5 protein-coding genes and 1 pseudogene are annotated in these 18,189 nt (G+C 40.7%); all 6 read right to left on the bottom strand.

The features are described from left to right. Positions 1-13: 13 nt before the first annotated feature. On the bottom strand, positions 14-232 hold the full coding sequence (locus IGI37_RS18325; protein WP_438763491.1) for a YdbC family protein: 219 nt from the start codon (positions 230-232) through the stop codon (positions 14-16). Further along, positions 226-1,938 carry a patatin-like phospholipase family protein gene (locus IGI37_RS18330; RefSeq protein WP_438763492.1) on the bottom strand — a complete coding sequence of 571 codons (1,713 nt, stop codon included), beginning with the start codon at positions 1,936-1,938 and terminating at the stop codon, positions 226-228. The genes IGI37_RS18325 and IGI37_RS18330 overlap by 7 nt, the downstream gene beginning before the upstream one ends. A 252-nt stretch (positions 1,939-2,190) precedes the next feature. Further along, complete coding sequence (locus IGI37_RS18335; protein ID WP_438763493.1) at positions 2,191-2,706, bottom strand: TetR/AcrR family transcriptional regulator; 516 nt, start codon at positions 2,704-2,706, stop codon at positions 2,191-2,193. Positions 2,707-2,712: 6 nt separating this feature from the next. Then, positions 2,713-3,036: pseudogene (locus tag IGI37_RS18340) on the bottom strand (DUF7006 family protein); the annotation flags it as partial. 186 nt (positions 3,037-3,222) lie between these two features. Continuing rightward, complete coding sequence (locus IGI37_RS18345) at positions 3,223-6,870, bottom strand: LPXTG cell wall anchor domain-containing protein (RefSeq protein WP_438763494.1); 3,648 nt, start codon at positions 6,868-6,870, stop codon at positions 3,223-3,225. Positions 6,871-6,974: 104 nt separating this feature from the next. After that, the gene (locus IGI37_RS18350; RefSeq protein WP_438763495.1) at positions 6,975-17,480 is read right to left on the bottom strand and encodes a Cna B-type domain-containing protein; all 10,506 of its coding nucleotides are present in this window, start codon (positions 17,478-17,480) and stop codon (positions 6,975-6,977) included. Positions 17,481-18,189: the final 709 nt, after the last annotated feature.

Here is an 18,189-nt window from a genome sequence, read left to right on the forward strand (position 1 = left end):
CAGGGCGCCCCTTTTACATAGATTTTATCGTTTTTTGTAATGCTTCAAACTCTTCATTGGACAAGGTAACGCCTTTTCCCATCTTTTCATGCTCAGGCGCCCAGTCTCTAATATCAAACTTAGGTGGTCGACCATTCCAGCTAACTAGATTCAATTCTTTTCTCCAGCCCTTTGGATTTTCACTTAATACCGCAATTTCTTCAACAATCTCGTATGAAAATTCTTTCACCATGTGTTTCCCTCCATTAAATAATCGATAAATAAAACCATAAATACTTGAATTGGATTCTTTTGGATCAACTTTTGAATCTCTTGTTGTTTTACGGCTTCCGCCTCTTCCTTAGAATCCAATACTAGTTTTTTCAAATAAAGTAACTGATTTTTTTCTGAGTAAAAATAATTCTCTTCTCGAAACCTGTCCAGCCATTCTTGAACTGATAACGTACCTAATTCAGTCGCTTCGGCTTGTTGGCTCGACTGTTTTAATTCTTTTGTTAACTGATTGATAGTATACACCTTTGTTGGTAAAAGTTGAAAACCCTTTGCCACTAGCTCCATAAACACCAAGCCCAAGGTCTCAACAGTCACGGGGCCTTTATATAACTTACGCAGTTTAGGCAAACTATTTTTTTCTAACCACTCATTATCAATAATTTGTTCTCCAAAATAAAGATTCTTTTGCATTTTTATCAGAAAATCTCGCCAAATGACTTCGGTGTCCTCAGACGACTCAAACGTATACCAATAGCCTTTGAATCGACCAAATTGTTTCATGGTCTCCAAATAACCCAATTGAAGATTCTGTGTGGAACGAAGAGCATCAAAGACCAAAAATGTCCCTAATTCCCATGGGCTATGAAGAAGGATTGAATTAGTTTCATCCGGGATATGCACTCGTTTTATTAAGCCAGGACCTTTGACATCTACAGCAATACAATCCGTAGCCCCTTTTTGAATCGCCACATCAATTGGCAAATTATTTCGATACCCACCATCCATATACGATAAACCTTCTATTTCAATAGCTTTCATCGCAGGAAAAAAAGATGCAGAAGCTAACAACCAGTCAACCAGTTGAGCAGGATTGGATTGTTTAATGTCTACGACTGTCTCTTTTAGCGCACTCATCTCTGTGGTCACCGTAAATAATTGAATAGGGCTGTCTTCTATTTTACGCAAGGAGATATTCTTTTCAAGCAATTGTCGTAACGGTTGTGTCGAAACACCTCCTTTACGAATCGCTGTCGTGGTTAAAGAAGCAATTTGTAAAATAAGCTCGCGCATCGTCTGATTACTATTGGCGGCAGCTGGAAAACTCATCACGGCTTCCGTCGACAAGGTTTGCCACATCTCTTTGGCCACCTCAAAGTCATCTTGTAGGACAAAGGCCCCATTCAGCGCCCCTACAGAGGTTCCAGTTACTAGTTCAAAGGAAATGTTCAGCTCTTTTAAAGCTTGCCAAACACCAATCTGATAGCTTCCATGCGCCCCTCCACCCCCAAGAACAAGTGCCGTTTTGTACACCAGCGTTTTCTTAAACAAGGCATCTGTTTGTAGATAGCCTTGTTCTATTAATAGTTCTTGGGAAACGGCGTCACCAGAAAGATCCAGACCAATCTCTGAACAAAATTGTTGTCTAGCAATCTTCTCAAGATATTGTAAACTCTTTTTCCAGCCAATTTGTATTTGATTATCTAAAAACAAAGCATTCGTGACAGTCATAAGCTTTCCTGGCGCTCGCCCAGAAAAGGACACAAAGCCGAGACATTTCCCTTGAGAACCTGTTTTTATCTGCCAAGCTTCACCTCTTTTGACTGCCTTCAAAAATTCTTTTCTAGCAACAGAATGTTCTGCATAAAACGGCCACCGCAATTGACTCACTTGTATCTTGGGCACTAGTTTTCCGACTTCAGAAGGATAGATTTTTTGACATTCCATATCCAGAACTCACCTCTTTTTTCTAAGTATACCAAATCTCTTTGGCTCCTGCTCCTAACACCTAACATAACCCAGACTTTTTTACTAAAATATATAATTTAAGAAAAAGAGACACCTGAAGATCTTATGCTGACAAAAAATTCCCCAACATAATCAGGACTCAAAAAAAGCCAACAAGCCATTGATGACTGTTAGCTTCTTTCTGATTTGCTAGCTCTTGTTTAAAACAGTGTGACAGCAACTAAGTGTTGACTAGGCTAGATAATAATTGGTCTGAACATAGTCGGAGATTCTATGTATTAGTTTTTCTTCAGTCGGTGAATCCTCCATCCCTAAGCATGCCGTTAAAGTCCCGACAATATGACTATAAATGAGCGACCCTTCTTCTTTGTTTAATGATGGATCTTCTGCCACGCCTTCAAGGAACAACTCATAGAGAAACTTCTGCATTTTAGCAAAGGTTCCACGATCAGTCACTAATGAAAAATAGACCGAGCTATCATCTCTAATAAATCTTGAAACATTTTCTATGTACTCGTCTAATGAAGTGTTCTGAGAAAACCACATTCTCTTTACCCTGAGAAAAATTTGATTGGTCATTGCTTCTCGGAGTCCTTCCATATTTTTGAAAACTAAGTAAATTGGCTGGGTAGATATGCCAATTTCGCGCGCCACCGCTCGAGCTGAAAGATTGCTTACGCCATGTCGAATCGCTAGCTCATAAGCGCCTTCCAATAAAACTGAAGCTGTATATTGTGTTTCTCTCATTTTCATTTACTCCTTTACTTGTGTTTTTTCTATTACGAAAGGCTTTGGTAAAGTCGATTTTGGTTGAAAAACCATACTCTCTTCGTAAAATCGTTTTGCATCTGACTCTGCCATTTGGATAATTTCTTGTTCTGTACACTTATGTAAATCTGGTTCTAACCAAAAGAAGAAGAGAATTTGCAGCTTAGCATCAATAAATAATACTTTGTGAATACCTGCTAAGTAATCTTCAGTCAGAAACTCCGTTAAAATTTGATAAAACTCCTTTTTTAACGTTTCGTAGTAATCAACTAATTGACGCAGTTCTTTAGCACCAGACACTTGATTTAAGGCCTGGTTATATGAAAAAAATAGTCATTCACGACTTGACGTTCTCGATTTTTTGTCTGCATCTTCTCTACACTCTCCCTTCGATTCATATTTATAGACTAAAAGGTTTTATTATTTTTTATAAAACACGCAGACACAACCTTATCCATTATTTAGTCTGGGCCTACGTATGTTTATTTCTTAGGTCTAGCTCTTATTCTTTACAAACTTTCGGTAAGACACATAACCACCAGAAAGAAGAAGTAGCAAACCAACGATTATCAGAAGATAGTTTCTCTCTTCTCCTGTTTGAGGTAAATACGTAGAATCTGTTCCATGATTACCTGAACCAGGTTTGTTGTTTGGTCCATTTCCTGTCCCTTTGCCAGTTACATCGGTTGTGCTTGTTGAATCGCTCGTGCTCGTTGAATCCGTTGTACTTGTTGAGTCGCTTGTGCTCGTTGAATCGCTTGTACTTGTTGAGTCTGTCGTACTTGTTGAATCCGTCGAATCCGTTGTGCTTGTTGAGTCGCTCGTGCTTGTTGAATCTATTGTACTCGTTGAATCTGTTGTACTTGTTGAGTCTGTCGTGCTCGTTGAATCCGTTGTGTTTGTCGAATCCGTTGTGCTCGTTGAATCTGTCGTACTTGTCGAATCTGTCGTGCTCGTTGAATCTGTTGTACTTGTCGAGTCTGTCGTGCTCGTTGAATCTGTTGTACTTGTTGAGTCTGTCGTGCTCGTTGAATCTGTTGTACTTGTTGAGTCTGTCGTGCTCGTTGAATCTGTTGTACTTGTCAAGTCTGTCGTGCTCGTTGAATCTGTTGTACTTGTTGAGTCTGTCGTGCTCGTTGAATCCGTTGTGTTTGTCGAATCCGTTGTGCTCGTCGAATCTGTTGTACTTGTTGAATCTGTCGTACTTGTCGAATCCGTTGTACTTGTTGAATCTGTCGTACTTGTCGAATCCGTTGTGCTCGTTGAATCTGTTGTACTTGTCGAATCCGTTGTGCTCGTTGAGTCTGTTGTGCTCGTTGAATCTGTTGTACTTGTCGAGTCTGTCGTGCTCGTTGAATCCGTTGTGCTCGTTGAATCTGTCGTACTTGTCGAATCTGTTGTACTTGTTGAATCTGTCGTACTTGTCGAATCCGTTGTGCTCGTTGAATCTGTTGTACTTGTCGGATCCGTTGTGCTCGTTGAATCTGTCGTACTTGTCGAATCCGTTGTGCTCGTTGAATCTGTTGTACTTGTTGAATCTGTCGTACTTGTCGAATCCGTTGTGCTCGTTGAATCTGTTGTGCTTGTCGAATCCGTCGTACTTGTCGAATCCGTCGTACTTGTCGAATCCGTTGTGCTCGTTGAATCTGTCGTACTTGTCGAATCCGTTGTGCTCGTTGAATCTGTTGTGCTTGTCGAATCCGTTGTGCTCGTTGAATCTGTTGTACTTGTCGGATCCGTTGTGCTCGTTGAATCTGTTGTGCTTGTCGAATCCGTTGAGTCCGTTGAATCTGTCGTACTTGTCGAATCCGTTGTGCTCGTTGAATCTGTTGTGCTTGTCGAATCCGTTGAGTCCGTTGAATCCGTTGTACTTGTTGAGTCCGTTGTACTTGTTGAATCTGTCGTGCTCGTTGAATCCGTTGTGCTCGTTGAGTCGCTTGTACTTGTTGAATCCGTTGAATCATCTGTTGAACTTGAGCTTTCTTCTGTGTACGGATCACGAATCACAAAATGCTCATTGTCTTCATAGCGTGGGTTCAGCATCTTCACACCCTCAGGTAAGATGTTATTCTTATCTGGATGATAACCGGTGAAATAAATGACCCCGTCGTTCGTGTTCTTCCCGTCAATAATGTATGGATGGTTACTTTGAGTGACAGTCGTATTTTTGACAACAATCTCCCCATCAGTCCCTGGGCTATAGGTTGTATCAAAGAAGGAAATAACTGCTTTATTTGATGCATTTTTGACTTCATTATTCAGAAAATCAAGCGTCGCAATTCGGCCTTGGCTAATATCAAGTAACGGGCTCTTTGCTGCAGCTGTCATTTCTATTTTGTTGGAATCCATCAAAATCTTGGCCCTTGCCCCCCAAGCAGAAGTATTAAGACTCACATCTTTTAAAGTACAGTTTTTAAATGTAAACGAGTCACTAACACCAGTTGTTCCAAATGTTGCTCCGTTAATTTGAGTATTATAAAAACCATTATCTCGGTCATTTTGATTTTCACTAGCGTTCACATATGCTTGACAATTTAGACGTCCCGTAATATTCATCGTTGAATCATAAATCTGTGTTCCACGCATATTTGCACGAGCAATATTGAATTGCGAATTGCGGATCGTTCCTGCTAACCACAAGTCAGCTGTGTATCCTGGTTCAATGTCAAACGTCGCATTCTTTAATTCGACTCCTGTACTCATCCCCATAATCCCACTATTAACAAACGTTTCATTTTCCCAGACTAGATCCGTTCCCATGCTAGGAATCACTGCTTTTGATTTGATGACATTGAGATTTCGATCATAATAAGTATTCCCACGAATCAATGTATCTGTCCGATATTCAAATGCAACTCCTAACACACCGTCCTTACTGTTTTTATAAAAAATATTATCTTCAACTGAGTAACGAGTTGCCCGTGCTGAAATTCGGACATTTCCTGAGAATTCATTGTCTTTTATTGCGATTGTATCACCTGCAACAACCACTAAATCGCCCTTATTATCCTCAAATTTATTCCCAATAATTTGAATGTCATTCATGTATTCCCAGCCGTCTTCCACATCAATCGCATAACCAGGCGATAAAAGTCCTGTGTTTTTAAAGGTGTTATTTCGAACAATTAATGTATCCGCTGCACAAATAGCCATTGCAAGACTTTTGTTATTGTCAAATACACAATCTTCAACTGTTAGTCGACTTGGCTGTTCATAGTAGGTTAAGAAAGCGACTGCTCCATTAAAATCTCCATCTCCTCTAGTTGGAACTTCTGGTTGATGAAGAACAAAGTGAGCGACAGAAGCATTTGCTGGAACAGTTGTTTTCTTGTAAACGAGTTGATTTTCTGCAGTGCTGATAAAATTACCAGCTGCGTCATAAAAGAGTACATCAAAAACTCGCGTAGACAAGAATTGATTATTCATATAACCAAGGTCATAACCGAGGATGAAGTAGTTTTTATACAATGTCCCATAATTTGCAACATTCAATGGTTCTTTTGTTCTAATTGTTGTATCACTTTCAATCAATTCACCCGTACTTAAATCCATGCCCCCTTTTTCAAGGTTTTGCTTCTTTAAAGAAGTGCCTGAACGAGAAGGTTGAAGTTCTTTTCCTTTTCCGGTAGTAATTCCCCAGCCTGTAGAATCTTTGATGACTACATTGTCGATTTTACAATCTACAGCTCCTCGCTCAAGTAAAATCAGCGTGTTTCGCTCACCTTGAAAAGGTACGGAATAATCATGAGTATCAATATCTCCAGCGACTGTTCCGTTTGTCAAACGAATATTTGAACAAAGTTCCATATGAATCGCTGTACTTTGAACTAATGCGTTTGAAGCCAGACTTAAAGTGGCTCCATTTAAATCAATCGTAAGATCTGAAACATCTTTTATCAGAATTGTATTACTTGCACTGATGGCAATCTCTTCTGATGGAAATTTGATGGTCGAATAGCCTTCATCAGAGGCCCACTTGATTGCATTTGTGATTCCTTCACTATTGTGTTCAGGATTACCATCAATCCCCCATTCCTGCTTATCAAGTATGTATTCAGAACCGCTCTCTGCTGCATAACCAGTTACAGAAAAACATAACGCTGATATAAAAATGCTTAAGAAGATACCAACTTTTTTTAACATTCTTTTCTCCTCTCATAGGGACTTATTTTTCTATTAATTGTTTATAGAAATAAGCTCCGAGACTTACCAAGAAACAGCAAGTCTCGCAACCTATTCTATGTTGTTTACCCTTTTTTACTTACTCTTTTTTTTAATAGCACGACTAACGCGAGAAGACTTGCTCCTAGATAACTTAATAGGTAAGACTCTTTGGCACCCGTTCTTGGTAATTCTTTGGCTCTCTTCGGTGCTTTGGTTTTCTTCTCCGTTTTTGGTGTTTCCGGTTCCTCTGCTTTTGGTTCCTCAGGTGTTTTAGGGACATGTTTGTTGGTGACAGTGATGTTTGTGGCATCCTCGTTTGTCACACTTGACTCATACCCTTTGACTTCGCTGATTTCCTTCACAGAATAAGTTATTGCTTTGCCGTCTGTTTCTTTAGGCAAATCGGTCCACATTGCTTGCCAGTTCGTTTCTTTAGACAAGGTTACAACCTCTCCTATTGGCTGGTTGTTTGCCAATAATTGGACTTCAATGCTTTTCGCACGAAGTTTGTCTTGATCGTTGTTGTCATCCCAAACCTTGGTGACCTTGACACTAGTGGTTTCTGGTGTATAGGTATTGGTGATGTCAAAGCCGTTATATGTTGGCGTATAGTTTTCAACCGTCTCTTCGCTGATAGTATAAACAATCTTACGTCCGTCCCCATCAACTTTTTTCAGATTGTCGAAGCTATAGGTCCACTTAGTTTTTTCTGTTACTTTACGACTAGCAACGTTCACCCCGTCCGCCAACAGATTGACTGTAATCTCTGCTGGACGAGCCCCTGCTTTATTCTCGTCATCTGCCCATGTCTTTTGCCCGATAATCTGGATAAATTCCTCGTCAACTTTTGGCGTATGGTGATTCGTAATCACAACATTGACTGGGTCACTTGCATCCACAGTCGCTGTGTATCCCGCGGCAACATCGATTTCTTTTACTGTATAGTGAACAAGTTCTCCATTGATTCTTTCTGCTAAGTCTGTCCATGTATGACGCCAATTGTTGCCAGTATTTAAAATAACGGGCGCACCTTGTTCTGCACCATCGGCATACAATTGAACCGCAATACTTGTTGGACGTAGCCCCTCTTGATTATTGGCATCAGCCCATACTTTGGTTACAGAAATACCTGTTTTGCCTGGAGTATAACTATTCGTAATATCAAAGCCGTTGTAGGTTGTCGTATACCCCGCCACAGCCTCTTCACTGATTGTATAGACAATTTCTTGACCATTCGCAAATTTTGGCAAGTTATTGAACGCATAATCCCAGCTATCTGTAGCTGTAACCACTTTGCTATCAACCTTCACACCATCCGCCAATAAGTTCACAGTAATACTTGTTGGGCGAAGTCCATCTTGATTGTTGGCATCCTCCCATGTTTTTGAACCTGCAATATCCACTTTCTCTGGCAGATGATTATTCGTAATCACCACATTCGCTGGATCACTATCGTTTACAACAGTCGTATAGCCAGTCACACTGCCTACTTCTTGAACGGTGTAAACAATCGTTTGACCTGCTTGTTTCTCATCTAAACCAGTCCATGTATGACGCCAATTGTTGCCAGCATTCAAAGTAACGGGTGCACCTTGTTCTGCACCATCTGCATACAATTGAACTTGGATACTTGCTGGACGAAGACCGTCTTGATTGTTGCCATCCTCCCAAACTTTGGTTACGGAAATGCCTGTTTTGCCTGGTGTATAGCTATTCGTAATATCAAAGCCGTTGTAGGTTGTCGTGTAATCCGCCACAGCCTCTTCACTGATTGTGTAGACAATTTCTTGACCATTCGCAAATTTTGGCAAGTTATTGAACGCATAATCCCAGCTGTCTGTAGCTGTAACCACTTTGCTATCAACCTTCACACCATCCGCCAATAAGTTCACAGTAATACTTGTTGGGCGAAGTCCATCTTGATTGTTGGCATCCTCCCATGTTTTTGAACCTGCAATATCCACTTTCTCTGGCAGATGATTATTCGTAATCACCACATTCGCTGGATCACTATCGTTTACAACAGTCGTATAGCCAGTCACACTGCCTACTTCTTGAACGGTGTAAACAATCGTTTGACCTGCTTGTTTCTCATCTAAACCAGTCCATGTATGACGCCAATTGTTGCCAGTATTTAAAATAACGGGCGCACCTTGTTCTGCACCATCGGCATACAATTGAACCGCAATACTTGTTGGACGTAGCCCCTCTTGATTATTGGCATCAGCCCATACTTTGGTTACAGAAATACCTGTTTTGCCTGGAGTATAACTATTCGTAATATCAAAGCCGTTGTAGGTTGTCGTATACCCCGCCACAGCCTCTTCACTGATTGTATAGACAATTTCTTGACCATTCGCAAATTTGGGCAAGTTATTGAACGCATAATCCCAGCTGTCTGTAGCTGTAACCACTTTGCTATCAACCTTCACACCATCCGCCAATAAGTTCACAGTAATACTTGTTGGGCGAAGTCCATCTTGATTGTTGGCATCCTCCCATGTTTTTGAACCTGCAATATCCACTTTCTCTGGCAGATGATTATTCGTAATCACCACATTCGCTGGATCACTATCATCCACAGTCGTAGTGTAACCTGTGATTGTACCAACCTCTTGAACGGTGTAAATAATCGTTTGTCCTGCTTTTTTCTCATCTAAGTCCGTCCATGTATGACGCCAATTGTTGCCAGCATTCAAAGTAACGGGTGCACCTTGTTCTGCACCATCTGCATACAATTGAACTTGGATACTTGTCGGGCGAAGGCCGTCTTGATTGTTGCCATCCTCCCAAACTTTGGTTACAGAAATACCTGTTTTTCCTGGGGTATAGCTATTCGTAATATCAAAGCCGTTGTAGGTTGTCGTGTAATCCGCCACAGCCTCTTCACTGATTGTGTAGACAATTTCTTGACCATTCGCAAATTTTGGCAAGTTATTGAACGTATACTCCCAGTTATCTGCGGCTGTCACAACCTTACTATCAACCTTCACACCATCCGCCAATAGGTTCACTATAATGTTTTCTGGACGTAAACCATCTTGATCGTTGGCATCCTCCCACGTTTTGATTCCTGATACTTTGATTTGTTCTGGTATATGACTATTGGTAATCACCACATTAGCTGGATCACTTGCCTCAACTGCCGTTGTATAGCCAGTCACACTGCCTACTTCTTGAACAGTATAAACAATCGTTTGACCTGCTTTTTTCTCATCTAAGCCTGTCCATGTATGACTCCAGCCATTTCCTGTAGACAAGGTAACTGGCGTTCCTTTCGCTAAGCCATCTGCATACAATTGAACTTGGATGCTTGTCGGGCGAAGGCCATCTTGATCATTGGCATCCTCCCAAACTTTTAGCACAGAGATACTTGTTTGCCCTGGCGTATAATTATTAGTAATATCAAAGCCGTTATACGTCGTGGTGTAATTTGTGACCATCTCTTCAGTAATCGTGTAGACAATTTCTTGACCATTGGCATATTTATCTAAATTCGTAAATGCATAGTCCCAATTGTCTGCCGCAGTCACTACTCGACTATCTACTTTCACACCATCTGCTAATAAATTAACTGTAATGCTTGTTGGACGAAGACCATCTTGGTCATTGGCATCATTCCATTGTTTACTTCCCAATACTTCGGTTTTTTCTGGCACATGAGTATTTGTAATCACTATGTTGTCTGGGTCACTATCATCGACAGTTGTTATATAATCTGTCACAGTCCCCACTTCTTGAACGGTATAAACAATCGTTTGGCCCGCTTTTTTCTCATCAAGACCTGTCCACGTATGACTCCAGTTATTACCAGTATTCAAAGTAACAGGCGCCTCTTTAGCCACACCATCTGCATACAATTGAACTTGGATACTTGTCGGGCGAAGGCCATCTTGATTGTTGCCATCCTCCCAAACTTTGGTTACAGAAATACCTGTTTTCCCTGGTGTGTAACTATTCGTGATATCAAAGCCATTATACGTTGTGGTGTAGTCTGTTACGGCCTCTTCGGTAATTGCATAAACAATTTCTTGACCGTTTGCAAATTTTGGTAAATTGTTAAAAGCATAATCCCAGCTATCTGTAGCCGTAATTATTTGACTATCGATTTTGGTACCATCTGCCCATAGATTTACAGTAATACTTGTTGGACGAACGCCATCCTGATCATTCGCATCATCCCAGGTTTTCGAGCCTGTGATATCTAGCTCTTCTGGCGTATGACTATTAGTAATAATCACATTGGCTGGATCACTATCATCCACAGTCGTAGTGTAATCTGTGATTGTACCCACCTCTTGAACGGTGTAAACAATCGTTTGTCCTGCTTTTTTCTCATCTAAGTCCGTCCATGTATGACCCCAATTATTACCAGTATTCAAAGTAACTGGTGCACCTTGTGCCAGACCGTCTGCATATAATTGAACATCGATGCTCGTTGGACGAAGACCGTCTTGATTATTGGCATCATCCCAGACTTTGGTTACAGAAATGCCTGTTTTGCCTGGTGTATAGCTATTTGTAATGTCAAAATCGTTATATGTCGTCGTATAATTGGTGACTGCTTCTTCAGAAATCGTGTAGACAATTTCTTGTCCATTCGCAAATTTATCTAAATTCGTAAACGTATATGTCCAATTGTCTGTGGCTGTCACCACTTGACTAGCGACCTTCACGCCATCTGCCAATAAATTCACTGTGATACTTGCTGGACGTAATCCATCTTGGTTGTTCGCGTCATTCCACGTTTTCGTTCCATTTACTTCTGTTTGTTCTGGTATATGACTATTGGTAATCACTACATTAGCTGGATCACTATCATCCGCCACTGTTGTATACTCTGATACGCTGCCCACTTCTTGAACAGTATAAGCAATCGTTTGTCCAGAAGATCGTTCATCCAAGCCTGTCCATGTATAGCTCCAGTTATTGCCTTCAGTCAACGTAACTGGTGCACCTTTTACTAGACCATCTGCATATAATTGAACTTCAATACTGGCTGGACGAAGACCATCCTGATTATTCGCATCATTCCATGTTTTCGTGACAGAAATTCCGGTTTGGCCTGGCGTATAACTATTGGTAATATCAAACCCGTTATACGTCGTGGTGTAATTTGGAACAGTCTCTTCGGTAATCGTATAGACAATCTCTTGTCCATTCACAAATTTTGGTAAATGAACAAATTGATACGCCCAGCCTTCCGCTGCGGTAATCACTTGACTATCAATTTTTGTCCCATCTGCCAATAAATTCACCGTGATACTTGTTGGACGAAGACCATCTTGATCGTTGGCATCATTCCATGTTTTCGAACCGGTGATCTCCATTTCTTCTGGCGTATGTGTATTGGTAATCACTACATTACCTGGATTATTGGCATCAACAACTGTCATATAACCGTTCACCGTTCCAACTTCTTGAACCGTGTAGACAATCGTTTGACCTGATTGTTTTTCATCTAAGTCCGTCCACGTATAACCCCAGTTATTTCCGGCATTCAATGTAACCGGCGCGCCTTGTGACACACCATCTGCATACAATTGTGCTTGAATACTTGTTGGGCGAAGACCATCTTGGTTGTTGGCATCAGCCCAGACTTTGGTTACAGTCACCCCTGTCTTTCCTGGTGTATAGCTATTCGTAATATCAAAGCTGTTGTAGGTTGTCGTATAATTAGTCACGGCATCTTCTGTAATCGTGTAAACAATTTCTTGACCTAATGCATACTTATCTAGGTTCGTAAATGTATAGGCCCAGTTGTCTGCGGCTGTTACCACTTGGCTAGCGATTTTTACGCCATCTGCATAGAGATTAACAACAATGCTCGTTGGACGAATGCCATCTTGATTGTTGGCGTCATCCCACGTTTTTGTTCCTTTGACTTCCGTTTGTTCTGGCGTATGGCTATTGGTAATCAATACATTGGCTGGATCACTTTCATCAACTGCCGTTGTATAGCCAGTCACACTTCCCACTTCTTGAACCGTGTAGGCAATGGTTTGACCTGCTTTTTTCTCATCTAAGTCCGTCCACGTATGCCCCCAGTTATTACCAGCGTTTAAGGTAACTGGTGTGCCATTTGCTACGCCATCAGCATACAATTGAACATCTATACTTGCCGGGCGAAGACCATCTTGATTATTTGCATCATCCCAGGATTTTCTTACAGAGATACTCGTTTTACCTGGTGTATAACTGTTTGTTACATTAAAACCATTATAGGTAGTTGTGTAATCAGTTACCTCATCTTCTGTAATCGTGTAGACAATTTCTTGACCATTGGCATATTTGGGTAAATTATTGAAAGCATAATCCCAGCTATCTGCTACAGTCACTACACGACTATCGATTTTCACACCATCAGCCAACAGATTCACAGTAATACTGGTTGGCCGAAGACCATCTTGATTATTCGCATCATCCCATGTTTTTGAACCGGCGATATCTATTTCTTCAGGTTTGTGTATATTCGTAATAATTACATTTTCCGAATCGGTGTCATCCATTGATGTGATGTATCCCGTAACACTTCCAACCTCTTGAACCGTATAAGCAATCGTTTGACCGGCAGACTTTTCAGGAAGACCTGTCCAGGTGTAGCTCCAGTTGTTACCCGCATTAAGAGTTATTGGGACACCATTCCCTAGTCCATCTGCATACAACTGAACTTGAATACTGCCTGGACGAATACCGTCTTGGTCGTCTGCATCGTCCCAGACTTTGGTTACAGTCACCCCTGTTTCACTAGGCGTATAACTGTTCGTAATGTCAAAACCATTATAGGTGGTCGTATAATCCGCCACAGAATCTTCACTGATCGTGTAGACAATCTCTTGACCATTCGCAAATTTTGGTAGATTTGTAAATGTATACTCCCAGCTATCTGCTGCGGTTACGACTTGACTATCTATTTTCACACCATCTGCATATAGGTTTACAATAATATTGGCTGGTCGAATGCCATCTTGATTATTCGCATCATCCCACGTTTTTGACCCCTTTACGTCAACCTCTTCTGGTTTATGTGTATTAGTAATGACAATATTCGCTGGATCCGTTTCATCAGTAACTGTCGTATACCCTGTGACAGTACCGATTTCTTTTACAGTATAAACAATCGTTTGACCCGCTTTTTTCTCATCCAAGCCTGTCCATGTCTGACTCCAGTTATTACCAGTATTCAAAGTAACAGGTGTCCCTTTTGCCACACCATCTGCATACAATTGAACTTGAATACTTGTTGGCCGAAGACCATCTTGGTTATTGGCATCATCCCATGCTTTAGTTACAGTTAGTCCCGTTTGACCTGGAGTATAACTATTTGTAATATCAAACCCGTTGTAGGTTGTTGTGTAATCGGTCACGGCTTCTTCACTAATGGTGTAAATAATCGCTTGACCATTTGCAAATTTTGGTAAATTAGAAAAGGCATACGCCCAACTATCGGCCGAGCTCACTACTTTACTATCAATCTTTATACCATCTGCAAATAAATTCACTGTAATACTTGCCGGACGAAGCCCATCTTGATTATTTGCATCATCCCACGTTTTTGTCCCACTTACTTCAATTTCTTCTGGTGTATGACTATTCGTAATCACCACATTACCTGGATCACTGTCGTCAATCGTCCTCGTGTATCCTGTAACACTCCCTACCTCTTGAACCGTATAGGCAATCGTTTGACCAGAAGATTTTTCAGGTAAGCCTGTCCATGTGTACGTCCAATTATTTCCTTGGTTTAAGGTAATTGCTGTCCCTTTTGCCACACCATCTGCATATAATTGAACTTGGATATTCGTTGGACGAAGACCATCTTGATTGTTCGCGTCATCCCATGCTTTGGTTACTGTCAGACCTGTTTCACCTGGCGTGTAGCTATTGGTGATATCAAAGCCGTCATATGTAGTTGTGTAGTCCGTCACAGCTTCCTCAGAAATCGTATAAACAATCTCTTGACCACTTATGAACTTATCTAAATTCGTAAATGTATAGGCCCAATTATCTGCTGCCGTAACCGTCTTGCTGTCTACCTTCACGCCATCTGCCAATAGGTTCACCGTGATACTTGCTGGGCGAAGCCCATCTTGGTTGTTGGCATCTTCCCACGTTTTCGAACCACTTACTTCAATTTTCTCTGGTGCATGGCTATTGGTAACCGTCACATCAGTCGGATCTGTGTCATCAACAACTGTCGTATACCCCGTCACCGTTCCAACTTCTTGAATCGTATACTGAATCGCCGTTCCCTGATTTGCTGCAGGTAGCTCTTTCCATATATGCGACCAATTGTTGCCTTCATTTAGTGTAATAGGTGAACCTTTTGCGACACCATCGGCATACAATTGAACCTGTACACTGGTTGGACGAAGTCCATCTTGGTTATTGCCATCATTCCAAACCTTGGTGACTTTCTTTTGGAGCTGTCGTGTATTGACAACATTTGCGACAAATCCTTTTGAGTCAGAAGCTTTAATTTCAAACTCATCTGTGGTTGTTGTACTGCCATCTGGTTTGGTGATTTTGATGGTCGCTCCATAATATTCACTCTCTGGATCTGTAAAATCAACTAGCTCAACCAAACGGTAAGTCCCTGGATCTAATTTTTTGTATTCCAGTAATCCAGACGCATCCGTTGTACGAATCGCTTCACCTCCATCGATCGGTGTGTAATCGACAAAGTTGCCTGAACCATCTTTGACCTGTAGCTTAAACTCAATTCCTGAAAGGACTTCGCCCAAATCATCTTTTTTAAGAACGCGGATACTGCCTTTTTCACCTGTTTGAACCCCCGCGTTTACATCTTCATATTTAACACCTGCTTCATTAGAGGTCGTTGAACCACTGTCCCATTCGATACTCGCCTTATTTTTATAAAGGTTCGTTCCACCTGTTACATCGACACGGAACAACAAACGAAAGGCCGGTGCTTGATAATCAATATCTTCTAAAAAGTCAAGCAATCGTTGGCGACCAGCCACGGTTAATTTGCCCTCATTGTACAGTTTATCAATTCCAGTCATTGCCACATCTTTTTTGTATTTAATTTGACTAGATGCTGACGGGATGGAGCCAAAATTAACTATGACTGTTTCTATGCTGTTCGTATCTTTATAGACCCCATAAGTTAGCTGTGGCGAACCGGCAACTCTAGTTTTAAAATCTGCTTTTGATTCGCCCGGGTTTTGTTCAAGCTTCGAGAATCCTGGATGGGTAATCGGGACTCCTGTTCCTACTTGAATTTGTCCCATGGTAAATGTGCCATCTTGATTATCAAACATCGCTTTGATACTAGAAGTTAGAGACAATGACCCCTCTGCAAACTTGGTCCCCTCTGACAGTTCGTCGATGAATAAAAAATTATTTTTGACTGGGAAATTTCCTGTTTCATAATATTCTCTCATCGATTGGAAGTTTAAATCCGCTGACCAACCCATTTGATTCAGATTGCCACCTGAAACATTCCCTGTTTTCATAGCATCTGAACCAACTGGCCATGGCTTATCAGGAATTTCAACTACAGGCGCGGGAACGATATCAACATGCATTATATCTGAATTGTTGATTACGATAGATGAATTATCTCCGACCTTATTGGCGCCTCCAATGGCTTCAACCGTCCCATTTTTTAGTAAATCTTTTGATTCAATCTTATCATTGAAAACAACCACAAAATGATTGTCTTGAATGTGCCATGTACCAATCACAATCCCCTCGGTAATCAAATCTTGAGGATTGGTGTTTTTCCAACCAAAGTTACTTGGCGATAACGGAATTTTTAACGTATCGCCTGCTTGAGCGGTTAAGTTAGGGATGGACCACTCTACTTCAAACTTCACTGCATCCCCCATCATGATTGAGCCACCTTCAGGAACAAGGGTCCATGTATCTTGTCCAATCGGTCTTTTATACACTCTCAAGCCATCGATAGAAACGGTTGAAGATAAGTCCGTTGAAAAAGGGGCAATTCCTTGTTTTGTTGCTTCTTTACCTTTTTCAGACGTCTCCTTTGTCTCTGTTTCAGACGTAGCTAATGTCCCTGAATGCGCCATCTGTTTTTCATAAAACAGTGTGCGTGTCACTTGATCTTCAAACTGAACGATTTCTTCCGTCACATTCTCTGCGTTAATCGTTCGTGCAGTGAACGTAATGGTTCCACTGTAATCCTTTATCTGAGGAACTTTTTCGCCTAAGACTTCATCTGTAGCCTCTGTTGTTTCCTCTGTATAACCAGAAAGCATAAAGTTCAACTGATTATTTTTAACTGTATAGGTACCAACCTCACCAGTTAACGTTCCTGATTGATCAGGAATGACTAGGTTGGTCGGTAATTGTTTGGTGATGGTTACATTTTGACTCACCTTGTTAGCTGTTACAAGCGCCCAGTCAATCTGTAGGTTGATCTCCTCATCTTTTTTCACGGTGTTTGTTTCAGTAATTTCGTTTCCTTCATTCGTAACAAGCTTTACGTCATTAAACTGAATCCCGTTTTCGTTGTTTGTCACAGCAAAAGCAGTGACTGGGAATATATTTGCCAATATTCCTATTAAACCAATAACCGTCAGGACTTTTCTCAATCTGTCCATTTATTTTCCTCCTATCGCTATCAGAAAAATATCTCATATATTCCTACATAAAAAAATGACTATATAATAGGAAATAAGTCATCTATTTTCGTAATCTTCTCCTCTAAAACCGCTCATCAATAGATGGCTGTCTTCATTTTTCTGTTTAGCATTTACAAACTTTCTTCTCCTTAGACCTGTCTATCTGCCTGTGTATTTCAGCTACAAGATCGTTCCCCGTTAAAAATTCAAGCTCCCTTAAAATTTAACCTAATCTCAGACAAACAATAACATTATTTATTTTTTGAAGAACGACGAATGAGTGAGTAAATAACGCTCATTCATTTCCTTTTTATATGGCTTTCTTCCCTATATCTAGTCCAAAAAGCATCTCGAATTTATTTCTCAATCTTCTATTGACGATAAGCGCCTCATTATGTATCAGTATGTCACTTTTATTTGAAAAGCTTCTTCACCATCAATTCAGTTTATTAATAATTATCAAACCTGTCTCCCTATGTAATTTACGCTAACCATCCCAAGATCCTTACTAATTTTGGGCCACCTCCTTAACAAATTAGAATGCATCAACTTCTAGATAAACTCCCCATGTGTACTAGACTTTTTCAGTAAACAACGCTATAATAAATAACGGTATAAATCTTAAAAACTAACGCAAAAAAACTCTTAAGAATTTTCTTGGAAGTACCAATTCCAAGATAGGACAAAA

This window comes from Enterococcus sp. AZ194, from assembly GCF_051713825.1.
Classification (GTDB): domain Bacteria; phylum Bacillota; class Bacilli; order Lactobacillales; family Enterococcaceae; genus Enterococcus_K.

What these genes read in the sequence shown, in the direction of transcription:
- IGI37_RS18330 (WP_438763492.1), bottom strand. Translation starts at nt 1,938, where the DNA reads ATGGAATGTCAAAAAATCTATCCTTCTGAAGTCGGAAAACTAGTGCCC.
- IGI37_RS18350 (WP_438763495.1), bottom strand. Translation starts at nt 17,480, where the DNA reads ATGGACAGATTGAGAAAAGTCCTGACGGTTATTGGTTTAATAGGAATA.
- IGI37_RS18345 (WP_438763494.1), bottom strand. Translation starts at nt 6,870, where the DNA reads ATGTTAAAAAAAGTTGGTATCTTCTTAAGCATTTTTATATCAGCGTTA.
- IGI37_RS18335 (WP_438763493.1), bottom strand. Translation starts at nt 2,706, where the DNA reads ATGAGAGAAACACAATATACAGCTTCAGTTTTATTGGAAGGCGCTTAT.
- IGI37_RS18325 (WP_438763491.1), bottom strand. Translation starts at nt 232, where the DNA reads ATGGTGAAAGAATTTTCATACGAGATTGTTGAAGAAATTGCGGTATTA.